Here is a 17103-nt window from a genome sequence, read left to right as displayed (position 1 = left end):
GAAAGCCACTTTCGCAACCTTCAACGTTGCGAAAGTGGCTTTCGCAACCGGCTCACCGTCGATCAGAACGTTGTGACGACAAAGGACCGCCCCCGGTGCGGAAGCACCAGGGGCGGCCTTTGTCCATCGTGAATCAGTGGTGGTAAGCGTGCACGACCGCGTGTCCGGCGCCGCGGCCGATGAGCCACTTGTTGACCGGCGTGGTGAGCAAGAAGGCGACGAACAGGGCGAAGGCGAGCGCGCCCCAGAACAGCCCGCTGGCGAGACCGGCCTCCATCGCGCCGGGGACGACGAGCATCACGCCGTTGTCGATGATCTCCATGACGATGATCGAGACGGTGTCGGCGGCGAGCGCGACCTTGAGGGCCTGCTTGAAGCCGACGCCCGCGCGCAGGACGCCGCGCATCGTCAGGGCATAGCCGAAGACGAACGCCAGCGCGACGGCGAGCACGATGGTGGCGAGGTTGCCCCAGCCCAGCGCGGTGCCGATCACCATGCCGAGCACTTCGCCGATGGCGCAGCCGGTGAGGCAGTGCAGGGTGGCCGACGCCGCCATACCCCAGGAGACCTTGCCCGGCCGGTGGTCTTCATGGCCCGCATGTCCACTGTGGTCACCGTGGTGCTGGTGCTCGTGGTGCGAGTGGTCGTGCTCAGCCGACATGATCGTGTTTCTCCTTTGTGGACTGCTCGGCAGGCGCGGGTTCGAGTCCTGCGACGAGATTGAACGAACCGGTGAGCAGGTTGAGGGACACCAGCCCCACCGTGTCGGCGATGTGCCGGTCGCTCCAGCCGTGTCGCCGCAATTCGGCGACGTCCTCGTCGCCGATCGACGACGGTTCGGCGAGGACTCGCACGGCATACGCGATCAGCGCGGCCTCGCGCCGATCGGTGGAGGTGCCCTGGCGGGCCAGCGCGATGTCGTTGTCGCCGAGCCCGGCGGCTCGTGCGGCCTGGGTGTGCGCCTGCAGGCACAGTGCGCAACCGATCCACTCCTGCAGGGCGAGTGAGATCTTCTCGCCGAGCGCCCGGGGAAGCTTGGCCCGCTTCATGGCGCGCGAGAAGTCGAGGTAGCCCTGAAGAAGGGCGGGGGAGTTGGCCATCGCGGAGACCATCGGGCCCACCGAGCCACGCCGTTCGATGATGTCGCCGAGCAATGCGGCGGACTTCGACGGCGCGTCGGCCGGATCGAGCGACTTGAGACGCTGCACGGCTCCTCCTCGTCTGTCGGTCGCCGGAACCTTATACCTGTAAGGGGTAACTGTCGACCTACTTGCTGCCGCGCAACGGTTTGCCACCAAGAAGCGGCTGTGACCACCGCTACATTAATACCCCCTAGGGGTACTTGTGCGACGACGTCGATCGGGTCTACCTTCAACTCCGCAATACCCCCTAGGGGTAACTGGATCCTGAAAGGACGGTCGTCATGGCGGAGACAACCCCGGACTCACGACGGTGGTGGGCGCTGGGACTCATCGCGTTGGCCCAGTTCATGGTCATCATGGACACCTCGATCATCGGCGTCGCCCTCCCGGCGATGCAGCAGGACCTCGGGTTCTCCCCGGGTGACCTGTCGTGGGTGTTCAACGCCTACGTCATCGCGCTCGCCGGGCTGCTTCTGCTCGGCGGACGTCTCTCGGACCTGTTCGGCGCGCGGAGGATGTTCACCGCCGGCTGGGTCGTCACCCTCGGCGGTTCCGTGGTCGCCGCGGTCGCGGGCACCGCCTGGGTCGAACTGCTCGGCCGGGTGCTGCAAGGCGCCGGAGCGGCACTGATCGCGCCGTCCGCGCTGACCCTGCTGATGATGCTGTTCGGCGCGCGTCCTCGCGAACTGACCAAGGCACTCGCGCTCTACGGCGCGGCGGCTCCCGCCGGCGGCACCGCGGGGGTGTTCCTCGGCGGCGTGATCACCGAATGGTTGTCGTGGCCGTGGATCTTCTGGCTCTATGTCCCGATCTCACTGGTCGCGATCGTGGCGACCGGCAAGCTGATGCCGTCCGCCCCGGCCCGGCGTGGCTCGGTCGACATCGCCGGCGCCATCGCGGCGACCGCGGGCCTCGGCCTGACCGTGTTCGGCGTCGTCCGCGCACCGGAAGCGGGCTGGGCCTCGGCGGGCACGTGGGGTGCGCTGGCCGGCGGTATCGCCCTGCTCGCGGTGTTCGTCGCGATCCAGCGGAAGCGCGAAGTCCCGTTGGTGCGGCTGGGGATCTTCCGGACGCCGAACCTCGGCGGCGCGAACCTGGCGCAGTTCCTGCTCGGCGCGGCGTGGATCCCGATGTGGTACTTCCTCAACCTGTACCTGCAGCAGGTACTGGGCTACGGCGCGTTCGCCAGCGGTGCGGCGCTGCTGCCGATGACGGTGCTGATCGTCGTGCTGATGGTCGCGGTCGCGCCGAAGCTGATCGGCCGGTTCGGGCCGAAGAAGATGATCATCGGTGGGCTGTGGGCGCTCGCCGCGGGACTGGTGTGGCTTTCGCTGGTCAGCCCGACGGGGAACTTCGTGGTCGACGTCCTGCCCGCGTCGCTGGTCGCGGCCCTGGGTCAGGCGCTGGCGTTCATCCCGTCACTCGGCACCGCGATCTCCAGCGCGAAACCGGAGGAAGGCGGCCTCGCGTCCGGGATCGTGAACACCTCGTACCAGATCGGGTCGGCGCTCGGCCTGGCCGCGATGACCGCGGTCGCCGTGTCGGCCGGTGCGGGACGGGTCGGCGACCCGGTCGCGCTGACCGGCGGCTACTCGGCCGCGTTCCTCGGCGCCGCCGGGATCGCGATCGCCGGTGGCTTCCTGGCCATGGCGACGCTGCGCGCTCCCAGTGAGGTCGGCGGAGGTGAACCGGCGGTCCGGCGATGACCGGCTGTATCCCCGTGTGGAGGGCGAGACCGATCCCCGGTCCGCCCTCCACACGGCGTTTCAGGCAGGGGGCTCCTCCTGGAGCGCACGGACCTCGACCCGGCTGCGCAACGCACGCGAGGCCTGCTTGGTCCATTCGATCGCGACGTCGTCGTTTTCGGCCTCGATGATCCAAAACCCGCCCAGGTATTCCTTAGCCTCGACGAACGGGCCCGGGGTCAGCACAGGGCTGTCGCCGGAATAGTCCACCGTGGTCGCGGTCGACGGCGGCTGCAGACCACCGGCGGTCACGAACGCGCCCGCCTCCTCGAGGGCGGTGTTGAACGCGCCGACCTCGGCCATGATCTTTTGCAGCTCGGCGGGGTCCATGTCCGCCATCGTCGGCTCTTCGGCGGCGTCGTGGGGGAGGCTCAGGAAGTACTTCGTCATGGTCGTCTCCTCGTCGTCGGTGCTGTGCCGCAAAGCTATGCGGGAGCCCCCGGTCGGCGAATCAGTCATCGTGACCGGTATCCGGCGACCGGACGATGCCTGCCAGCTCGGCACGACCGGTCACACCGAGCTTCGGATACGCCTTGTAGAGGTGGTGGCCGACGGTCCGCGGGCTGAGGAAGAGCTGCGCGGCGATCTCCTTGTTCGTGTGACCGGTGGCGGCCAGCCGGACGACCTGAAGCTCCTGCGGGGTCAACAGGGTGAGCGGGCCGCTGCGCCGGGGCTCGTCGCCTCGCTCGCCGAAAGCGGCCAGCTCGCCGCGAGCGCGCTCGGCCCAGAGCTCGGCGCCGAGGTCCTCGAACGCGGACACCGCCGCCGCGAGATGGGCGCGGGCCTCGGTCCGGCGGCGCTGACGACGCAACCACTCGCCGTAGACCAGCTCGGTGCGGGCGTGCTCGTACGGACCGCCGTGCCGCTCCTGGATCCGCAGCGCCTCGGCGTACAGCGCGTCGGCGTCTTCGGCGAGGAGGGCCTGGCAACGCAACGCGAGTCCGGCGGCGACCGGGCGGTCGACGTGTTCGGCCCAGCGCCGGAAGGCCGCCAACGGTTCGCGGGCGCGATCCGGCTCGCCACTGCGCACGGCGGCCTCCACCAGATCCGGCACCGCGCGCATCAGGAGATCGCGGCTCGCGGGTCCCTGGAACACCTTCTCGAGCCGGTCGGCCGCTTCCTTGAACCGCCGGGCGGAAAGGTCGAGCATGCCGAGACCCCAGTCCGCGATCTCGGCGTTGACCCGATGCCGGGCCCGGGCTCGCGGGAGCACTTCCTCGGCGAGCGCCCGGCAGCGCGGCTCGTCGCCCGAGACGGCGTGCAACCACACCTCGATCGACCGGTGCGCCAGGCGCTCGGTCGTGTTCCCGAGTTCGGCGGCCACGGACGCGCCTTCCGCCACACACGCGCGGGCGTCCGCGAACTCCCCGCGGAACAGCCGCGCGACGGCGAGCACGTTCAGGGTGTACGGGACCCAGCCCAACGCCCCGGTGGCCCGCACCTCGGCCAGCATGTCCTCGGTCCCGGCGACGACGCCGTCGTCGTCCGCGATCATGAGCCCGCCGAACCCGGCCGTGACGCGATGCATCAGGTCGTTCCCGCCGCCACCCGTGGTGGTGTACAGGTCGCGCATCGGACCGACGGCCGCTTCCGGGCGTCCGGCGAAGAGCTCCGCCCAGCCGAAAAGGGCGGTGACGACGGGTGCCCAGTGCTCCGGCGGGGTGAACCCGCGCATCAGCTCCGTCGCACGTCGCAGCAGGTCGTGCGCCGCTCCGTGCCGGGCGGCGTGCACGGCCTCGAAGAAGTTGAGCGCGGCGCGCTCCGGATCGGTGTCGCGCACCAGCTCCGCGGCTCCGATCGCCAGTTCCGCGTCGGCACGCGGGGAGGTGCGTTCGTACTCCACGGCGCCACGCGTGTAGATGGCGTCGGCCCGGATGCCGGGCTCAGTGGTGAGTGAGAGAGCTTCGGCCGCCAGGCGGGCGGCGCGGTCGGCCTTGCCCGCGTCGAACGCGGCCTGGCTGGCGCGGGCGATACGCCGGGCCTTCAGTTCGCGGTCGGCGCTGAGCCGGCCCGCACGGTCGTAGGCGACGGACACCGCCATCGCGCCGCCTCGGTGCCAGGCCCGCTCCGCCGCGCGTTCGAGTTCGGCGGCCACCGTCTCGTCGGGGCTCGTGGTGGCGGCGGCGAGATGCCACGCGCGGCGGTCCGCGTCGGCCTCCAGCGCGTCGGCGTACGCGCGATGTACCTCGATCCGCCGGTGCAGCGGCGCGTCCTGGTAGGCGGCCGCCCGGACCAGCGGGTGGCGGAACGTGATCCGGCTGTCGATCCGGAGCAGCCGGTCGCGTTCGGCGGGCGCCAGGTCGCCGGGGACGCCACCGAGCGCTTCGATCACCCGCAGGATCGTCGCGAGCGGCGCCGCCGTGTCCGCCGCCGCTGCCAACAGCGCGCGTTGGGTGGGTTCGGGAAGCTCGACGATCTGGCGGCGGAACGCCTCCTGAACGCGGCGGGTCACCGGCAACGGGCCGACCTGCTCGGCCGGATCGGGCTCGTCGACGTCGCGTGCGGCGAGCCGCGACGACCCGAGTTCGATGATCGCCAGTGGATTGCCGCCGGACTCCGCGAGGACCCGTGCCCGCACCGGTTCGACGAGGTCCGGCGCGTGGTCGTCCAGCAGCCGGGCGGCATCGGGCGTCGCGAGGCCCGACAGATCCACGACCTCGATGCCGGCCATCTCGAACGGCGCCGACGTCTCGCGCACCGCGAACAGCATCGCGATCCGGTCGGCCACGAAACGCCGGGCCGCGAACAACAGCGCCTCCACGGAACCCTGGTCGAGCCATTGCAGGTCGTCGACCACGCACAGCAGCGGGGCTTCCTCGGCCAGATCGGCGAGCAACGACAGGGTGCCGGCGGAGATCAGGAACCGGTTGGCCTCGTCTCCTTCGGCCAGGCCGAAAGCACACCGCAGTGCCGTGGCTTGAGGAGCGGGCAGGGCGTCCAACCGAGCCAAATGCGGGAACAGGAGTTGGTGCAGACCGCCATACGCCAGCTCGGAATCGGACTCGACCCCCGCCCCGCGGACCACGCGCACGCCCTCGGCTTCGGCGATCGACACCGCGTGGTCGACAAGGACCGATTTCCCGATGCCCGCCGCGCCCCGCAACGCCAGTACACCGCTCCGTCCGTCGCGCGCGTTCGCCAGCAGACCGTGCACCCGCGCCAGCTCGACGTCTCTTCCCACCAGCGACATGCGGTCACCCTAAAGGGGTTCGTCAATCGAGCTCGCCGAAGATGCCCGCCAGCTCGTCCGGACGGCACGCCTCGCCGTAGTGATCACCCACCGCCAGCTCGGCCCCGGCGGCCAGCCAGAATCGGGCCTGGTCGGCGGTGGTCAGACCGTCCACGATCACGTCCGCGCCCGCCCGGTGCGCCAGCTCCGGCAGGTCCCGCAGCAGGCCGGCCACCGGCGAGTCCGGCGCGGTCCCGTCCAGCAGCCCGCAATCCAGCCGCACGCCGTGCACCGGCAGCTCGGCCACCAGGGCCAGCGCGCCGTCGCCCAGCCCGCGGACGCTGATCACCGGCCGCACCCCGAGGTCGGCCAGTGCTCCCAGGTTGTCCCTCGTCTCGCCGAGGTCGGCGGCCAGGGCCAGCATGGGCAGCTCGACCAGCAGCCGCTCGGCCGGGAACCGCGTCGCCTCCAGCACGCCGACCAGCCGGGTGAGCAGGTCGGAGTCGGCGGCCTGGTGCGGGCTCAGACCGACCAGTAACCGCAGGTCGCGGTCCAGCCGCTGCCGCCACCAGCCCACCTGACGGCATCCGGTGCCCAGCAGCCATTCGCCCAGCGGCAGCATCAGCCCGGTGGTCTCGGCCAAGCGGCGGCACTGCTGATCGGACAGCGGGCCCACCCCCGGCGGATCCCAGCTGAGCTGCACTTCCACCCCGTGCACCGCGCCGTCGGCCAGCCGCACCAGCGGCCGGTACCGCGCCTCCACGTCCCCGTGTTCGAAAGCGCCCGGCATGATCGCGGCCAGCGCGTCGGTCTCGCGATCCCGCCGGTTCTGCTCGGGGTGGAACAACTCCCACTGCCCGTGCCCGTTGGCCTTCGCCCGGCGCAATGCCTGATGGGACTCGCGCAGCAGATCGGCGGCCTCGCGGTCCTGGGCGGGCCGGTTGACGACGCCGACACTGACCGAAAGCGCCAGCCCGTGCCCGTCCACGTAAGCAGGTTCGGTCAGTGCTTGACGCAGCTCGTGCACCAAGCGCACCGGGTCCGGCGTGCCCGGCCCGTTCTCCACCAGCACCGCGAACTCCGCGCCGTCGAAGCGGGCGAGGAGGGCTTTTTCCCTGGCCATCACGGACTTCAGCCGTTTCGCCACGGCGATCAGCAGCTGTTCGGCCGCGCGCTCGCCGAGGCCGTTGCGCACCACCGCGAAGGAGTCCAGCTCCAGCAGGAGGAGCGTCACGCCCAGCTCGGGATCGGCCCCGCCCAGCAGGTTCTCCATCCGCGTGCTGAAGCACTGCCGGTTGGGCAGGCCGGTGAGCACGTCGTGCAGTGCCTGCTTGCTGAGTTCGTTCTGCAGCAACGAAAGTTCGGTGCCGTCCTCGACGACGGTGACGAAATGGCTGGGCTCGTCACCGGCTCCGCGCAGCAGCGACGCGGTCAACGACACCGACACCGGCTCGCCGTCGCGGTGCAGCAGCCGTTGCGACTGCTTGATCCGCTCGGCCTCGCCCGTCAGCAGCGAGCGGTAATCCTCCCGCAGGACCAGCCTGTAGTCGGGGTGCACCAGTTCGAACAGGTCGCATCCGGTCAGCTCGTCGGGGGCGTGCCCGAGCATCACGCCCGCCGCGGCGTTCACGGTGACCAGCGTGCCGTCCAAGTCGGTGACCAGGATGCCGCTGGCGGAGGAGGTGGCGACCTCGTCGAACCGCGCCTGCGCGGTCCGCAGCTCGTATTTGGCGTCCCGTACCGCTTTGAGCATGGACAGCTTCAGGCTTTCCTGTTGTGCCAAGGTGGCGTTCTGCGCGGCCACCACCACACTCGCGGCCAGTGCGCCGAGCACACCCACCACGCGTTCGGCGAATTCCTCGGCGCGCTGGAACTCCGGCAGCGCGAGCAGCCCCTTGCCCAGGACGCCCATGGTGACGGTGATCGCCTGCCCGCTCGCGCAGTTCAGCTCGGCCAGCCGCGCGCCCGCGGCCTCCAGCGAACCGGTACTGCCCGGCGAATGCTCTTGCCCGCTCTCGTACACCTCGGCGCACAAGGCGTCCAGCAGCGCGGCCAGCTCGGCCTCGAAACTGGCGTGCACCAGCGGCACGTAACCGATCCCGCCGAGCAGGTAGGCCCACTTGCGCGCGAGAAGAGCGCGCTCGCGGCGCACGTTCTCGGACGGCTCCTGGAACGGCAGACTGCCGGGGTCGGTCATGGGTTCAGGACTTCCGTGCCACGCCCGCGTAGAGCAGCTCGTTCCAAATCGGGTCCTCGGCTATGTCGGTGGGCCCGGCCGGCCGCCAGCTTCCACAGCCCACCAGGCCTGGCTCGACCAGTGCCAGATCCCCGAGCAGGCCGAGGACCTGGTCATGGGAACGGGCCAGCGGTACCTCGCCGCGCCGCTCGGCCATCTGGTTGGTCACCGCGGTGAACAGCTCGTGGTGCACGTCGGACGTGACGTGGGTGAAGGCGAGCAGGCTGCCCGGGGCGAGGGGTTCCTGGTACGCGCGCACCAGCCCGGCCGGGTCGTCCTCGTCCGGGATCCAGTGCAGCAGCAGCATGCACAGCAGGCCGACCGGCTCGGAGAAGTCGATCAGCCGCCGTACCTCCGAGCTGCCCAGCACCCGCCCCACGTCCCGCACATCCGCGTGCAGGACCGCGGTGCGGTCGTCGCCCGCCAGCATCAGCTCGCCGTGCGCGACCGCCACTGCTTCCTTGTCGACGTAGACCACCCGGGCGTCGGGGACCTCCCGCTGGGCGATCTCGTGCACGTTGCCCACGGTGGGGATACCCGCGCCCAGGTCGAGGAATTGCCGGATGCCCTGCGCGACCATGAAACGCACCGCGCGTCCGAGGAAGGCCCGGTTGAGCCGCACCGATTGCCGGACCCACGGCAGGGTCCGCTCGAGATGGTCCGCCGTAGTGCGATCTTTTTCAAAATTGTGGTTTCCGCCGAGCCAATAGTCATAGATCCGGGCGACGTTCGGTGTGGCTGTATCGACTCCGGCCGGGACCCAGTCCCGTGTACCCGCCATCGCGCACCTCAATCGGTTCGGGAGACGGAACAGCATACCCACTCCAGGGAAATCGGCTTAATCCGTCTTTCGTGGCCGGGATACACCCGATCGGGCGCTGCCGTCGCGGCCGAGGGGCCCGTACCGTGGCGGCCTTCCGGATTTTCCGTCAATGCCAAGGAGTTCCCGTGTCCGTCCGGGTGGCACCCGGCCGGTGGCCCTTGCTGGGACACACACTCGCACTGGTCCGCCGTCCCGTCCGATTCACCGCCGGACTGCGGGAACACGGTGACGTGGTCAAGGTGTCGTTGGGGCCATTGCAAACGTATTTCCTCACGAATCCGGAATTAATTCACCGAGTACTGGTGACGAACGGATCGAGCTTCGGCACCGGGATCATGTTCCGCGAATTCCGTCCGTACGTGGGCAACGGCTTGGCCTTGTCCGACGGGCCTTTCCACCGACGGCAACGCAAGCTGATGTTGCCCGCCTTCGACCGGAAGCACCTGCGCCGCTACGCCGAGATCTGGGTCCGGGCGACCATCGCGCTGACCGAGTCCTGGCGGCCGGGCGAGGTACGGCGGATCGACGCGGACATGCAGGCGCTGGCCATGACCAACGTCGGCGAGACGCTGTTCGGCACTGAGCTGGGGGAGGCGGCGATCCGCGAGGCCCGTCGCTCGATCCCGCTGGTCATCCAGCTGGGTATGTACCGGGTGCTTTCCCCTGGCCTCGTGGAGAAACTGCCGCTTCCGTTCAACCGCCGCTTCGACGAGGCCATCACGCGGATGAAGGCCGTGGTGCACGAGCTGATGGCGGGCCGCGACGCCGACACCGATCACGGTGACCTGCTCTCCACGCTGCTGCTGGCCCGGGACGCCGAGACCGGGGAGCGGATGACCCGGGAGCAGGTGCACGACGAAGTGATGACCCTGCTCACCGCGGGCACCGAGACCACCGCGCTGATCCTGGCGTGGGCCTGCCACGAGCTGGGACGTCACCCCGGCGTCGCGGACCGGCTGCGGGCGGAGGTGGATCAGGTACTGGGCGGGCGCCCGGCGACCTTCGACGACCTGCCCGCGCTGGCCTACACCGGGCAGGTGGTCAGCGAGGTGCTGAGGATGTACTCGCTGTGGATCCTGATGCGCCGGACCGAGCAGGAGATCGACCTCGGCCCGGTGCGGCTGCGGCCCGGCGACGAAGTGATGTTCAGCCCGCTCGCCCTGCACACCGATCCCCGGTATTGGGACCACCCCGCCGTCTTCGATCCGGACCGCTGGTCCACCGACCGGGTGCGGTCGTTGCCGCCGGGCGTGTTCATCCCGTTCGGCAACGGGATCCGGCACTGCGTCGGCCGCCTGTTCGCCAGGGCCGAAGTGGTCATCGGCTTGGCCACGATCTTCGCCCGATGGCGCCTCGAACCCACCGGCCCGGTCCGGGTGCGCTACACGACCATCGCCTACCCGCGCGGCATGCCGATGACGGTGCGCCCGCGGGATTAGGCCCTGCAAAGGAGAATTCCGTGCGTTTTCGCTTGCGTCGCCTCGCCGCCGCGGTGGCCCTGCTGTGCGCGGGTGCGGTGCTCGTCCCCGTGCCGGCGTCCGCCGTCGAGGCGGCCTGCCAGGACTTGAACATCCCCGTTTCGCTGGTGGATGTGCCGCTGCTGGGACTCAAGGATCAGACCATGTACGGCAGGCTGTGCGTCCCGCCGGGCGGCAGCCGCACCCTTCAGGTGCTGGTGCCGGGTGGTACGTACAACTCGACCTATTACGACCCGCCCGGCCTGTCGGAGAGCCGATCGTTCCGCAAGCCGGTGAACGACGCCGGGTACGCGACCTTGGCGGTGGACCGGGTCGGCTCGGGGCGCAGCTCGAAACCGCTGAGCGGACTGCTGACCGCGAGCGCGCAGGCCAACGCGGTGCACCACGCCATCCAAGCGATGCGGACGGGCAAGCTGGGACCCAGGTTCGACAAGATCGTCCTCGTCGGGCACTCGCTGGGATCGGCCGCCACGATCATCGAGGCGGCCACCTTCCAGGACGTGGACGGCGTGGTGATCACCGGGTTCACCCACCGGATCGCCCCGCTGACGGTGGTGCCCACGGTGGCCGCGCTGAGCCCGGCGGCGCTGGACGAAAAGATGTCCAAGGTCGCCGGACCGGACCCGGGCTACCTGACCACGATGACGGGTACGCGGTACACCGCTTTCCACAATCCCGGGCTGTTCGACCAACAGGTCATCGACGTGGACGAGGCGACCAAGGACCTGATCGCGCCCGGCGAGATGGTGGACGCCGTCCTGATCGGTCTGGTGCTGCCGTACAGCAGGCGGATCAACGTCCCGGTGCTGGTCGCCATGGGGGAGAAGGACAGCGTGTTCTGCGGCCCGCTGGCCAGCGACTGCTCCGGCGCGGAAGGCCTGCGGCAAGGCGAGGCCGGGTACTACTCGCCCGAGGCGAGGCTGCGCACGTTCGTGCTGCCGGGCTACGGGCACTCGATCAACCTCGCGCCCAACGCGCCGCTGCTGCACGACGCGGTGACCGGCTGGATGAACGAGATGGTCGGCCGGTAGCGCGGTCCGTTCGGACCGAATCTTTACGTCGAGCTGTGGACAGGAGTGCCGCGGACATGTTGGGCTGAGACCGGGCCGAACCTGACGTGGTCGGCTTTTTTCTGACCTGCGACGTCGAGGAGCGGCGCCCTGAGCCTGTCGGAGTACCTCCGGGAGAACTGGATCGACGTCGTGAACGACGCGATCCTGCACGTGGATCTCACTCTGGCGGCGATGGCGCTGGCCGTGCTGATCGGGATGACGATCGGCCTGCTCACCTACCGGCGGCGGTGGCTCGGCGCGATGGCGACCACGACGACGGCGGCGTTCCTGACCATTCCGTCGATCGCGCTGCTGGGCATCCTGATCGGCCCGTTCGGGCTGGGGCTGACGAATGTCCTGTGCGCGCTGGTGCTCTACGCGCTTCTGCCGATCACGCGCAACACGATCGTCGGGCTCCGCGGCGTCGATCCGGCCGTGGTGGACGCGGCACGCGGGATGGGATTCGGCCGCGCGCGGCTGCTGTTCCGCGTGCGCCTGCCGCTCGCCTGGCCGGTGATCCTTTCCGGTATCCGGGTCTCCACGCAGATCACGATCGGGATCGCGGCCATCGGCGCGTACGTCAAAGGTCCCGGCCTCGGCAACGAGATCTTCGACGGGCTCGGCCGGTTCGGTTCGGTCAACTCGCTGAACCAGGTCCTCACCGGAACGCTCGGGATCATGGTGCTGGCGTTGCTGTTCGACCTGGCCTTCGTGCTGGTCGGGAAGCTGACCACACGACGACGTCCCCGTGTCCGCGGAACGGCGGCCCCGGTGACTTCGGGGGCGGCGGCCGGAATGGGCGGCGAGACGATCGAGCTGCGGGGCGTCGGCAAGCACTACCCCGGACGAGCGGTACCGGCGGTCGAAAACCTGACGATGCGCATCCCCGCGGGCGAAATCGTCGTGCTGACCGGCCCGTCGGGATGCGGCAAGACGACGACCATGCGGATGATCAACCGGCTCGTCGAGCCCACCTCGGGCGCCGTCACGATCGGCGGCACCGACGTGTCGGCGCTCGACGTCGACGAACACCGGCGCAACACCGGCTACGTCATCCAGCAGATCGGGCTCTTCCCGCACCTGCGCGTGGACGCCAACATCGGCGTCGTGCCGCGGATGCTCGGCTGGACCCGGCGACGCGTCGCCGACCGCGTGCGCGAGTTGCTCGACGTCGTCGGCCTGACCCGCGAGCACGGTATCCGTTACCCGCGTGAGCTTTCCGGCGGTCAGCAACAGCGCGTCGGGGTGGCGCGGGCGATGGCCGCGGATCCGCCGGTCCTGTTGATGGACGAGCCGTTCGGCTCCACCGACCCGATCACGCGCGCCCGGCTGCAGGACGAATTCCTTCGCCTGCAAAGGGAAGTGCGCAAGACGATCGTGTTCGTCACGCACGATTTCGACGAGGCGCTGAAGGTCGGCGACCGGATCGCCGTGCTGCGGCCGCGGTCGGTGATCGCTCAATACGACACGCCCCAGGCGATCCTCGCCGCGCCGGCGGACGACTACGTCGCGAGTTTCGCCGGCTCGAAACGGAACCTGAAGCGGCTCGCGCTGATCCGGGTGGCCGAGCTGGACCTCCGGCAGCCAGAAGGGCCGGACGGCTTGCCCTCGGTCCGGCCCGACGCCACCTTGCGGGACGTGCTCGACGTGATGGTGCGGACCGGCAGCACCGCCGTCGTGATCACCGAAGGCGACACCGCGCGGCCGCTGGGGGTGTGCGACGTGTCCATTCTGGTCGCGGCGCTGCGGTCCACCGACATGGCACCCGCGGTCCCGGATGTGGAGGAGGCGCCTCGGCCGGACACCACGGTGCCCGCGCGGCCTCGTCGACGTCGGCTCGGGCTGCTGATACGCCCGGTTCTGCTGACGCTCGCGTTGCTGGTGCTCTACATGATCGTGCGCGCGCATCCGATCGACTCGATCGAACAGCGTTTCCTCAACGCCGGCGCGATCTTCACCGAACTGGGCGAGCACTTGCGGCTCACCCTGATCTCGACGGCGTGCACCATCGCCATCGCCCTCCCGCTCGGCGTCCTGCTCACCCGCGCCGGTGCCCGCTGGGCGCGGCCCATCGGGCTGGGGCTGGGCAACCTCGGCCAGGCGATCCCGTCGATCGGGCTCGTCGTGCTGCTCGCGCTCTGGATGGGCACGGGCACCGCGACCGCGGTGACGGCGCTCGTCGTCTACGCGACTTTGCCGGTGCTGCGCAACACGATCGTCGGGCTCGACGGCGTCGACCCGACCCTCGTCGACGCCGCGCGGGGGATGGGCATGGGCAAGACGGCCATCCTGTGGCGGATCGAACTGCCGCTGGCCGTCCCGGTGATTCTCGCCGGGATCCGGACCGCGCTGGTGCTCACCGTCGCGAGCGCGACACTGGCGACGTTCATCGACGGCGGCGGTCTCGGCGGCGGGCTCGTCGCCGGGATCGGGCTGGACCGGCCGATCTTGAGCCTGACCTTCGGCATCATCGTCGCCGCTTTGGCGCTTTTCGCCGACTGGCTGGGGCTGGTCGCCGAGGAGGTCCTGCGTCCGCGCGGAATGTAGCTCGACCGACTTCAAGGAGGACTCACCCATGCGGATGCTCCGGCGCACGACCGCCGCCGTACTCGCGCTCGTCGCGTCAGCGTCGCTCGCGGCGGGCTGCACCATCGGCAAGGACGAGACCGGTGCCCCAGTGGGCGCGGGATCCATCAAGAAGATCGACGCGCTGAACGGCGCCCAGATCCGCGTCAGTTCCAAGGAGTTCGACGAACAACTGCTCCTCGGCCAGATCGCCATCGTCGCCTTGCAGGCGGCCGGGGCGAGCCCGGAGGACAAGACCAACATCACCGGTTCGAGCAACGTCCGCCAGGCGCTCACCAGCGGCGCGGTCGACCTGTACTGGGAATACACCGGCACCGCCTGGATCAGCTACCTCAACCAGACCAAGCCGATCAGCGACCCGCAGGCGCAATACGACGCGGTCAAACAGGCCGACGCCGCCAACGGCGTCACCTGGTGGGCACGCTCGCCTGCCAACGACACCTACGCCCTCGCCGGAAACCCGGCGACACTGGCGCGGACCGGCGTGAAGACACTGTCCGACTACGCGGCCCTGGTGAAACGGGACCCGGCCGCGGCCTCGACCTGTATGGGCCCGGAGTTCAAGAGCCGGGACGACGGGTTCCCCGGCCTGGCGAAGGCCTACGGGTTCAGCCTGCCCGACGCGCAGGTGCACCTGCTCAACGACGCCGTCGTTTACCCGAGCATCGGCAAGGGAGACCCGTGCGGCTTCGGCTCGGTCGCCTCCACCGACGGGCGCGTGGCCGCACAGCAGCTGACCGTGCTCGAAGACGACAAGCACTTCTTCCCGACGTACAACCCGGCCATCACGATCGCCACTCCGCTCGCCCGGAAATACCCGCAGCTGGAGCAGGTCTTCACCCCGATCGCCGCGAAGCTCGACACCGCGACGCTCACGGATTTGAACAAGAAGGTCAGTGTCGATGGGCAGAAGGCGGCTACGGTCGCCCGCGACTGGCTCAAGTCGGCGGGCTTCATCAGCTGAGCTGTTTGCGTGGTCGGCTACAGAGTCCCTTCGAATACGACCGTGCCGTTGGCATCGCGCGCTTGAAGGCGGACCCCTTGTGGGAACGGATCGTTCACCTCTTTCGGGACGAAGACCACGAAGGTCCCGTCGACCACATCGGTTGTCGAGGCGTGTCCGGCGCCGAAGTCGACGGTCACCGTCACCGCGGTCGACGGCAGCAGTGTCCCGGCGTACGGCGTCCGGGCATTGCCCCGGTCCCCGCCGTCTTCCACCCCGCCCAGGGGCTGCATCGGGATCGTCCGGGGCTGCGCCGGGGGAAGCTCGAAATGGTCTTGGTAGACACGCATCTTCATCCGGCCGGGACGCCGCGGGTCCGGAACGGTCGTGCACGCCAGGCTCCGGTCGCCCAACCGGCCGAGAACGACCTGATAGCCGTCCTCGGCCAGCAGCGCGCCCGGCCGGTAGCCCGCCGCGTCGGAGACGGCGTCCACCGCGCCGGACAGGCATTCGCCCAGCGCACGTCCCGTGGGTGAGGTCCGGTCGGCCGGGGCGATCGGGCGATCGACGGCCGAAAGCAGTGGCGCCGGAGCCGGCGGCAGGATCGTGGTCGTCGCTCCGACGGCTTCGTAGACGGACAGTCGCGTCTTCGCGGGGGCGGTCCAGGTGAACGAGGCGAACTGATGTGTCAGGGGCGAGGCTTCCACGGTGTCCCCGCCACCGGAATCCTCGGCCTGGAATGCGAGACCCGCACCCGGCCAGGCCGGATCGAGGACCCCGCCGATAAGTCCGGTCGAGCTCTGCAAGAGCAGTCCGGTGCGGGTGCCGGGCGCGTAGGCGGGGACGGCGTTCGGGTCGGACAAGGTCACGGTGGTCAGCGTCGTCTCGCAGAACATCGGCTTGCCCGCGGCCGTCGCGGCGACGACCGAAACGCCCAGCATGACATCCGTGAAGTGGGGAACCCATTCCTCGCGCGGGGCCACCCGGTCCGTCTTGCCCGCCGCCCGCACCGCGGCCCAGCAGCGGTCGAGCGACGACGTCGCCAGCCCGACGTCCAGGTTGAGCCCGCCGGTGGCCGGTGCCGGGCCGGGATCCGTGCCCGGCTGGCGAAGTGACTGAGCCACGGCGGCGACACCGGACGCGACGAGGACGACCGCCGCCGCGGCGGCGTACCAGACTCGTGCCGTCCGCCGCGGCTTCGCGATCCCTTCGCGGACGGCCGAGCGCATCCGGGCGCGGACGTCGTCCGGCATCGCCTGACGAGGCGGGTACACCGGTTCGCCGTTCATTTCTCCTCCAGCAACGTACGAAGCCGGGCTCGTCCCCGGGAAAGATGGGCGCGGACGGTGACCTCGGCGATGCCCAGCAACTCGGCGGCGTCCGCGATGCTCACTTCGGCGGCCAGACAGAGTTCGACGACCTCACGCTGCGATTTCGGCAGCGACCGGACGGCTTCGGCGACGTGCCCCAGCCGGCGCTGGCCGTCGACCTTCTCGGCCACCGAATCGGCGTGGTCGGATACAGGGGGTTGGGCGGGGATCTTCCCGAGCAGCCTCAGCCGGCGACGAGCACCGCGGTGCTCGTCACGGGCGACGTTGGCCGCGACCGTGTAGAGCCACGGCAGGGCGCTGTCCCGCACCAGGGTCACCTCTGCCCGCCGCCGCCAGGCGATGAGGAACGTCGTGGACGCCAGGTCTTCGGCGCTGCTCCACGAACCGGTCAGACGGTACGTGTAGTTCCACAGAGCCTCGGCGTGCCGCTCGAACAGCTCACCGAACGCCCCCTCGTCGCCGCCGGCCGCGCGGGCCCACAGTTCCCGGTCACCGGTCTGCTCCACCGGTACCCCCACCCCGATCGCAAGACTGCTCACACCCTGGTTGTGGCCGGGACCGGCCGAACGTTGCGCGCAACTTTCCGGGTCGGAGAAGC

Annotated in this window: 13 protein-coding genes; 5 read left to right on the top strand and 8 right to left on the bottom strand. The window is 70.0% G+C overall.

The annotated features are described in order from the left end of the window. Positions 1-133 precede the first annotated feature (133 nt). Together AMK34_RS31755 and AMK34_RS31750 are read right to left on the bottom strand one after the other, a co-directional pair. A complete protein-coding gene (locus tag AMK34_RS31755; RefSeq protein WP_038518116.1) occupies positions 134-661 on the bottom strand; it encodes a DUF4396 domain-containing protein in 528 nt (175 codons plus the stop codon). After that, positions 651-1208 carry a carboxymuconolactone decarboxylase family protein gene (locus AMK34_RS31750; protein ID WP_073847803.1) on the bottom strand — a complete coding sequence of 186 codons (558 nt, stop codon included), beginning with the start codon at positions 1206-1208 and terminating at the stop codon, positions 651-653. Before AMK34_RS31750 ends, AMK34_RS31755 begins: the two co-directional genes overlap by 11 nt. Positions 1209-1423: 215 nt before the next feature. Here AMK34_RS31750 and AMK34_RS31745 point away from each other — a divergent pair, with 215 nt between their 5' ends. Beyond that, a complete protein-coding gene (locus AMK34_RS31745; RefSeq protein WP_073847802.1) occupies positions 1424-2848 on the top strand; it encodes an MFS transporter in 1425 nt (474 codons plus the stop codon). 60 nt (positions 2849-2908) lie between these two features. On the opposite strand, the gene AMK34_RS31740 is transcribed toward AMK34_RS31745, so the two are convergent. The 4 genes from AMK34_RS31740 to AMK34_RS31725 form a co-directional block, all read right to left on the bottom strand. Next, positions 2909-3277, bottom strand: coding sequence for a YciI family protein (locus tag AMK34_RS31740; protein ID WP_038524230.1), 369 nt, complete (start codon positions 3275-3277; stop codon positions 2909-2911). Positions 3278-3338: 61 nt separating this feature from the next. After that, positions 3339-6077, bottom strand: a complete 2739-nt coding sequence (locus AMK34_RS31735; protein WP_073847801.1) for an ATP-binding protein — start codon at positions 6075-6077, stop codon at positions 3339-3341. Positions 6078-6099: 22 nt separating this feature from the next. Beyond that, on the bottom strand, positions 6100-8253 hold the full coding sequence (locus tag AMK34_RS31730; RefSeq protein WP_073847800.1) for a putative bifunctional diguanylate cyclase/phosphodiesterase: 2154 nt from the start codon (positions 8251-8253) through the stop codon (positions 6100-6102). Positions 8254-8257: 4 nt separating this feature from the next. Next, complete coding sequence (locus AMK34_RS31725) at positions 8258-9073, bottom strand: SAM-dependent methyltransferase (protein WP_073848007.1); 816 nt, start codon at positions 9071-9073, stop codon at positions 8258-8260. A gap of 167 nt (positions 9074-9240) precedes the next feature. On the opposite strand from AMK34_RS31725, the gene AMK34_RS31720 reads away from it, so the two are divergent. From AMK34_RS31720 to AMK34_RS31705, 4 genes are all read left to right on the top strand, one after another. After that, positions 9241-10554 carry a cytochrome P450 gene (locus AMK34_RS31720; RefSeq protein WP_073847799.1) on the top strand — a complete coding sequence of 438 codons (1314 nt, stop codon included), beginning with the start codon at positions 9241-9243 and terminating at the stop codon, positions 10552-10554. 20 nt (positions 10555-10574) lie between these two features. Then, positions 10575-11624 (top strand): alpha/beta hydrolase, encoded by a 1050-nt coding sequence (locus AMK34_RS31715; protein WP_073847798.1) that lies wholly within the window; start codon positions 10575-10577, stop codon positions 11622-11624. A 171-nt stretch (positions 11625-11795) separates the two neighbouring features. Beyond that, positions 11796-14192: an ABC transporter permease subunit gene (locus tag AMK34_RS43980; protein WP_073847797.1), complete on the top strand. Its 2397-nt coding sequence runs from the start codon at positions 11796-11798 to the stop codon at positions 14190-14192. A gap of 28 nt (positions 14193-14220) precedes the next feature. Beyond that, positions 14221-15195 (top strand): glycine betaine ABC transporter substrate-binding protein, encoded by a 975-nt coding sequence (locus tag AMK34_RS31705; RefSeq protein ID WP_073847796.1) that lies wholly within the window; start codon positions 14221-14223, stop codon positions 15193-15195. Positions 15196-15212: 17 nt separating this feature from the next. Here AMK34_RS31705 and AMK34_RS31700 read toward each other — a convergent pair whose 3' ends face one another. Together AMK34_RS31700 and AMK34_RS31695 are read right to left on the bottom strand one after the other, a co-directional pair. Further along, complete coding sequence (locus tag AMK34_RS31700) at positions 15213-16463, bottom strand: hypothetical protein (RefSeq protein ID WP_073847795.1); 1251 nt, start codon at positions 16461-16463, stop codon at positions 15213-15215. Further along, complete coding sequence (locus AMK34_RS31695) at positions 16460-17044, bottom strand: RNA polymerase sigma factor (protein ID WP_073847794.1); 585 nt, start codon at positions 17042-17044, stop codon at positions 16460-16462. Before AMK34_RS31695 ends, AMK34_RS31700 begins: the two co-directional genes overlap by 4 nt. Positions 17045-17103 lie beyond the last annotated feature (59 nt).

The organism is Amycolatopsis sp. CB00013 (assembly GCF_001905755.1).
Lineage (GTDB): Bacteria > Actinomycetota > Actinomycetes > Mycobacteriales > Pseudonocardiaceae > Amycolatopsis > Amycolatopsis japonica.
Note: the sequence above shows the minus strand (reverse complement) of the source record. Positions and strands in the feature narration are given on the sequence as shown.

Bases quoted from the DNA above. Each gene is read 5' to 3' on its own strand.
- AMK34_RS31755 (WP_038518116.1), bottom strand. From the start codon at position 661: ATGTCGGCTGAGCACGACCACTCGCACCACGAGCACCAGCACCACGGT.
- AMK34_RS31745 (WP_073847802.1), top strand. From the start codon at position 1,424: ATGGCGGAGACAACCCCGGACTCACGACGGTGGTGGGCGCTGGGACTC.
- AMK34_RS31740 (WP_038524230.1), bottom strand. From the start codon at position 3,277: ATGACGAAGTACTTCCTGAGCCTCCCCCACGACGCCGCCGAAGAGCCG.
- AMK34_RS31735 (WP_073847801.1), bottom strand. From the start codon at position 6,077: ATGTCGCTGGTGGGAAGAGACGTCGAGCTGGCGCGGGTGCACGGTCTG.
- AMK34_RS31730 (WP_073847800.1), bottom strand. From the start codon at position 8,253: ATGACCGACCCCGGCAGTCTGCCGTTCCAGGAGCCGTCCGAGAACGTG.
- AMK34_RS31725 (WP_073848007.1), bottom strand. From the start codon at position 9,073: ATGGCGGGTACACGGGACTGGGTCCCGGCCGGAGTCGATACAGCCACA.
- AMK34_RS31705 (WP_073847796.1), top strand. From the start codon at position 14,221: ATGCGGATGCTCCGGCGCACGACCGCCGCCGTACTCGCGCTCGTCGCG.
- AMK34_RS31700 (WP_073847795.1), bottom strand. From the start codon at position 16,463: ATGAACGGCGAACCGGTGTACCCGCCTCGTCAGGCGATGCCGGACGAC.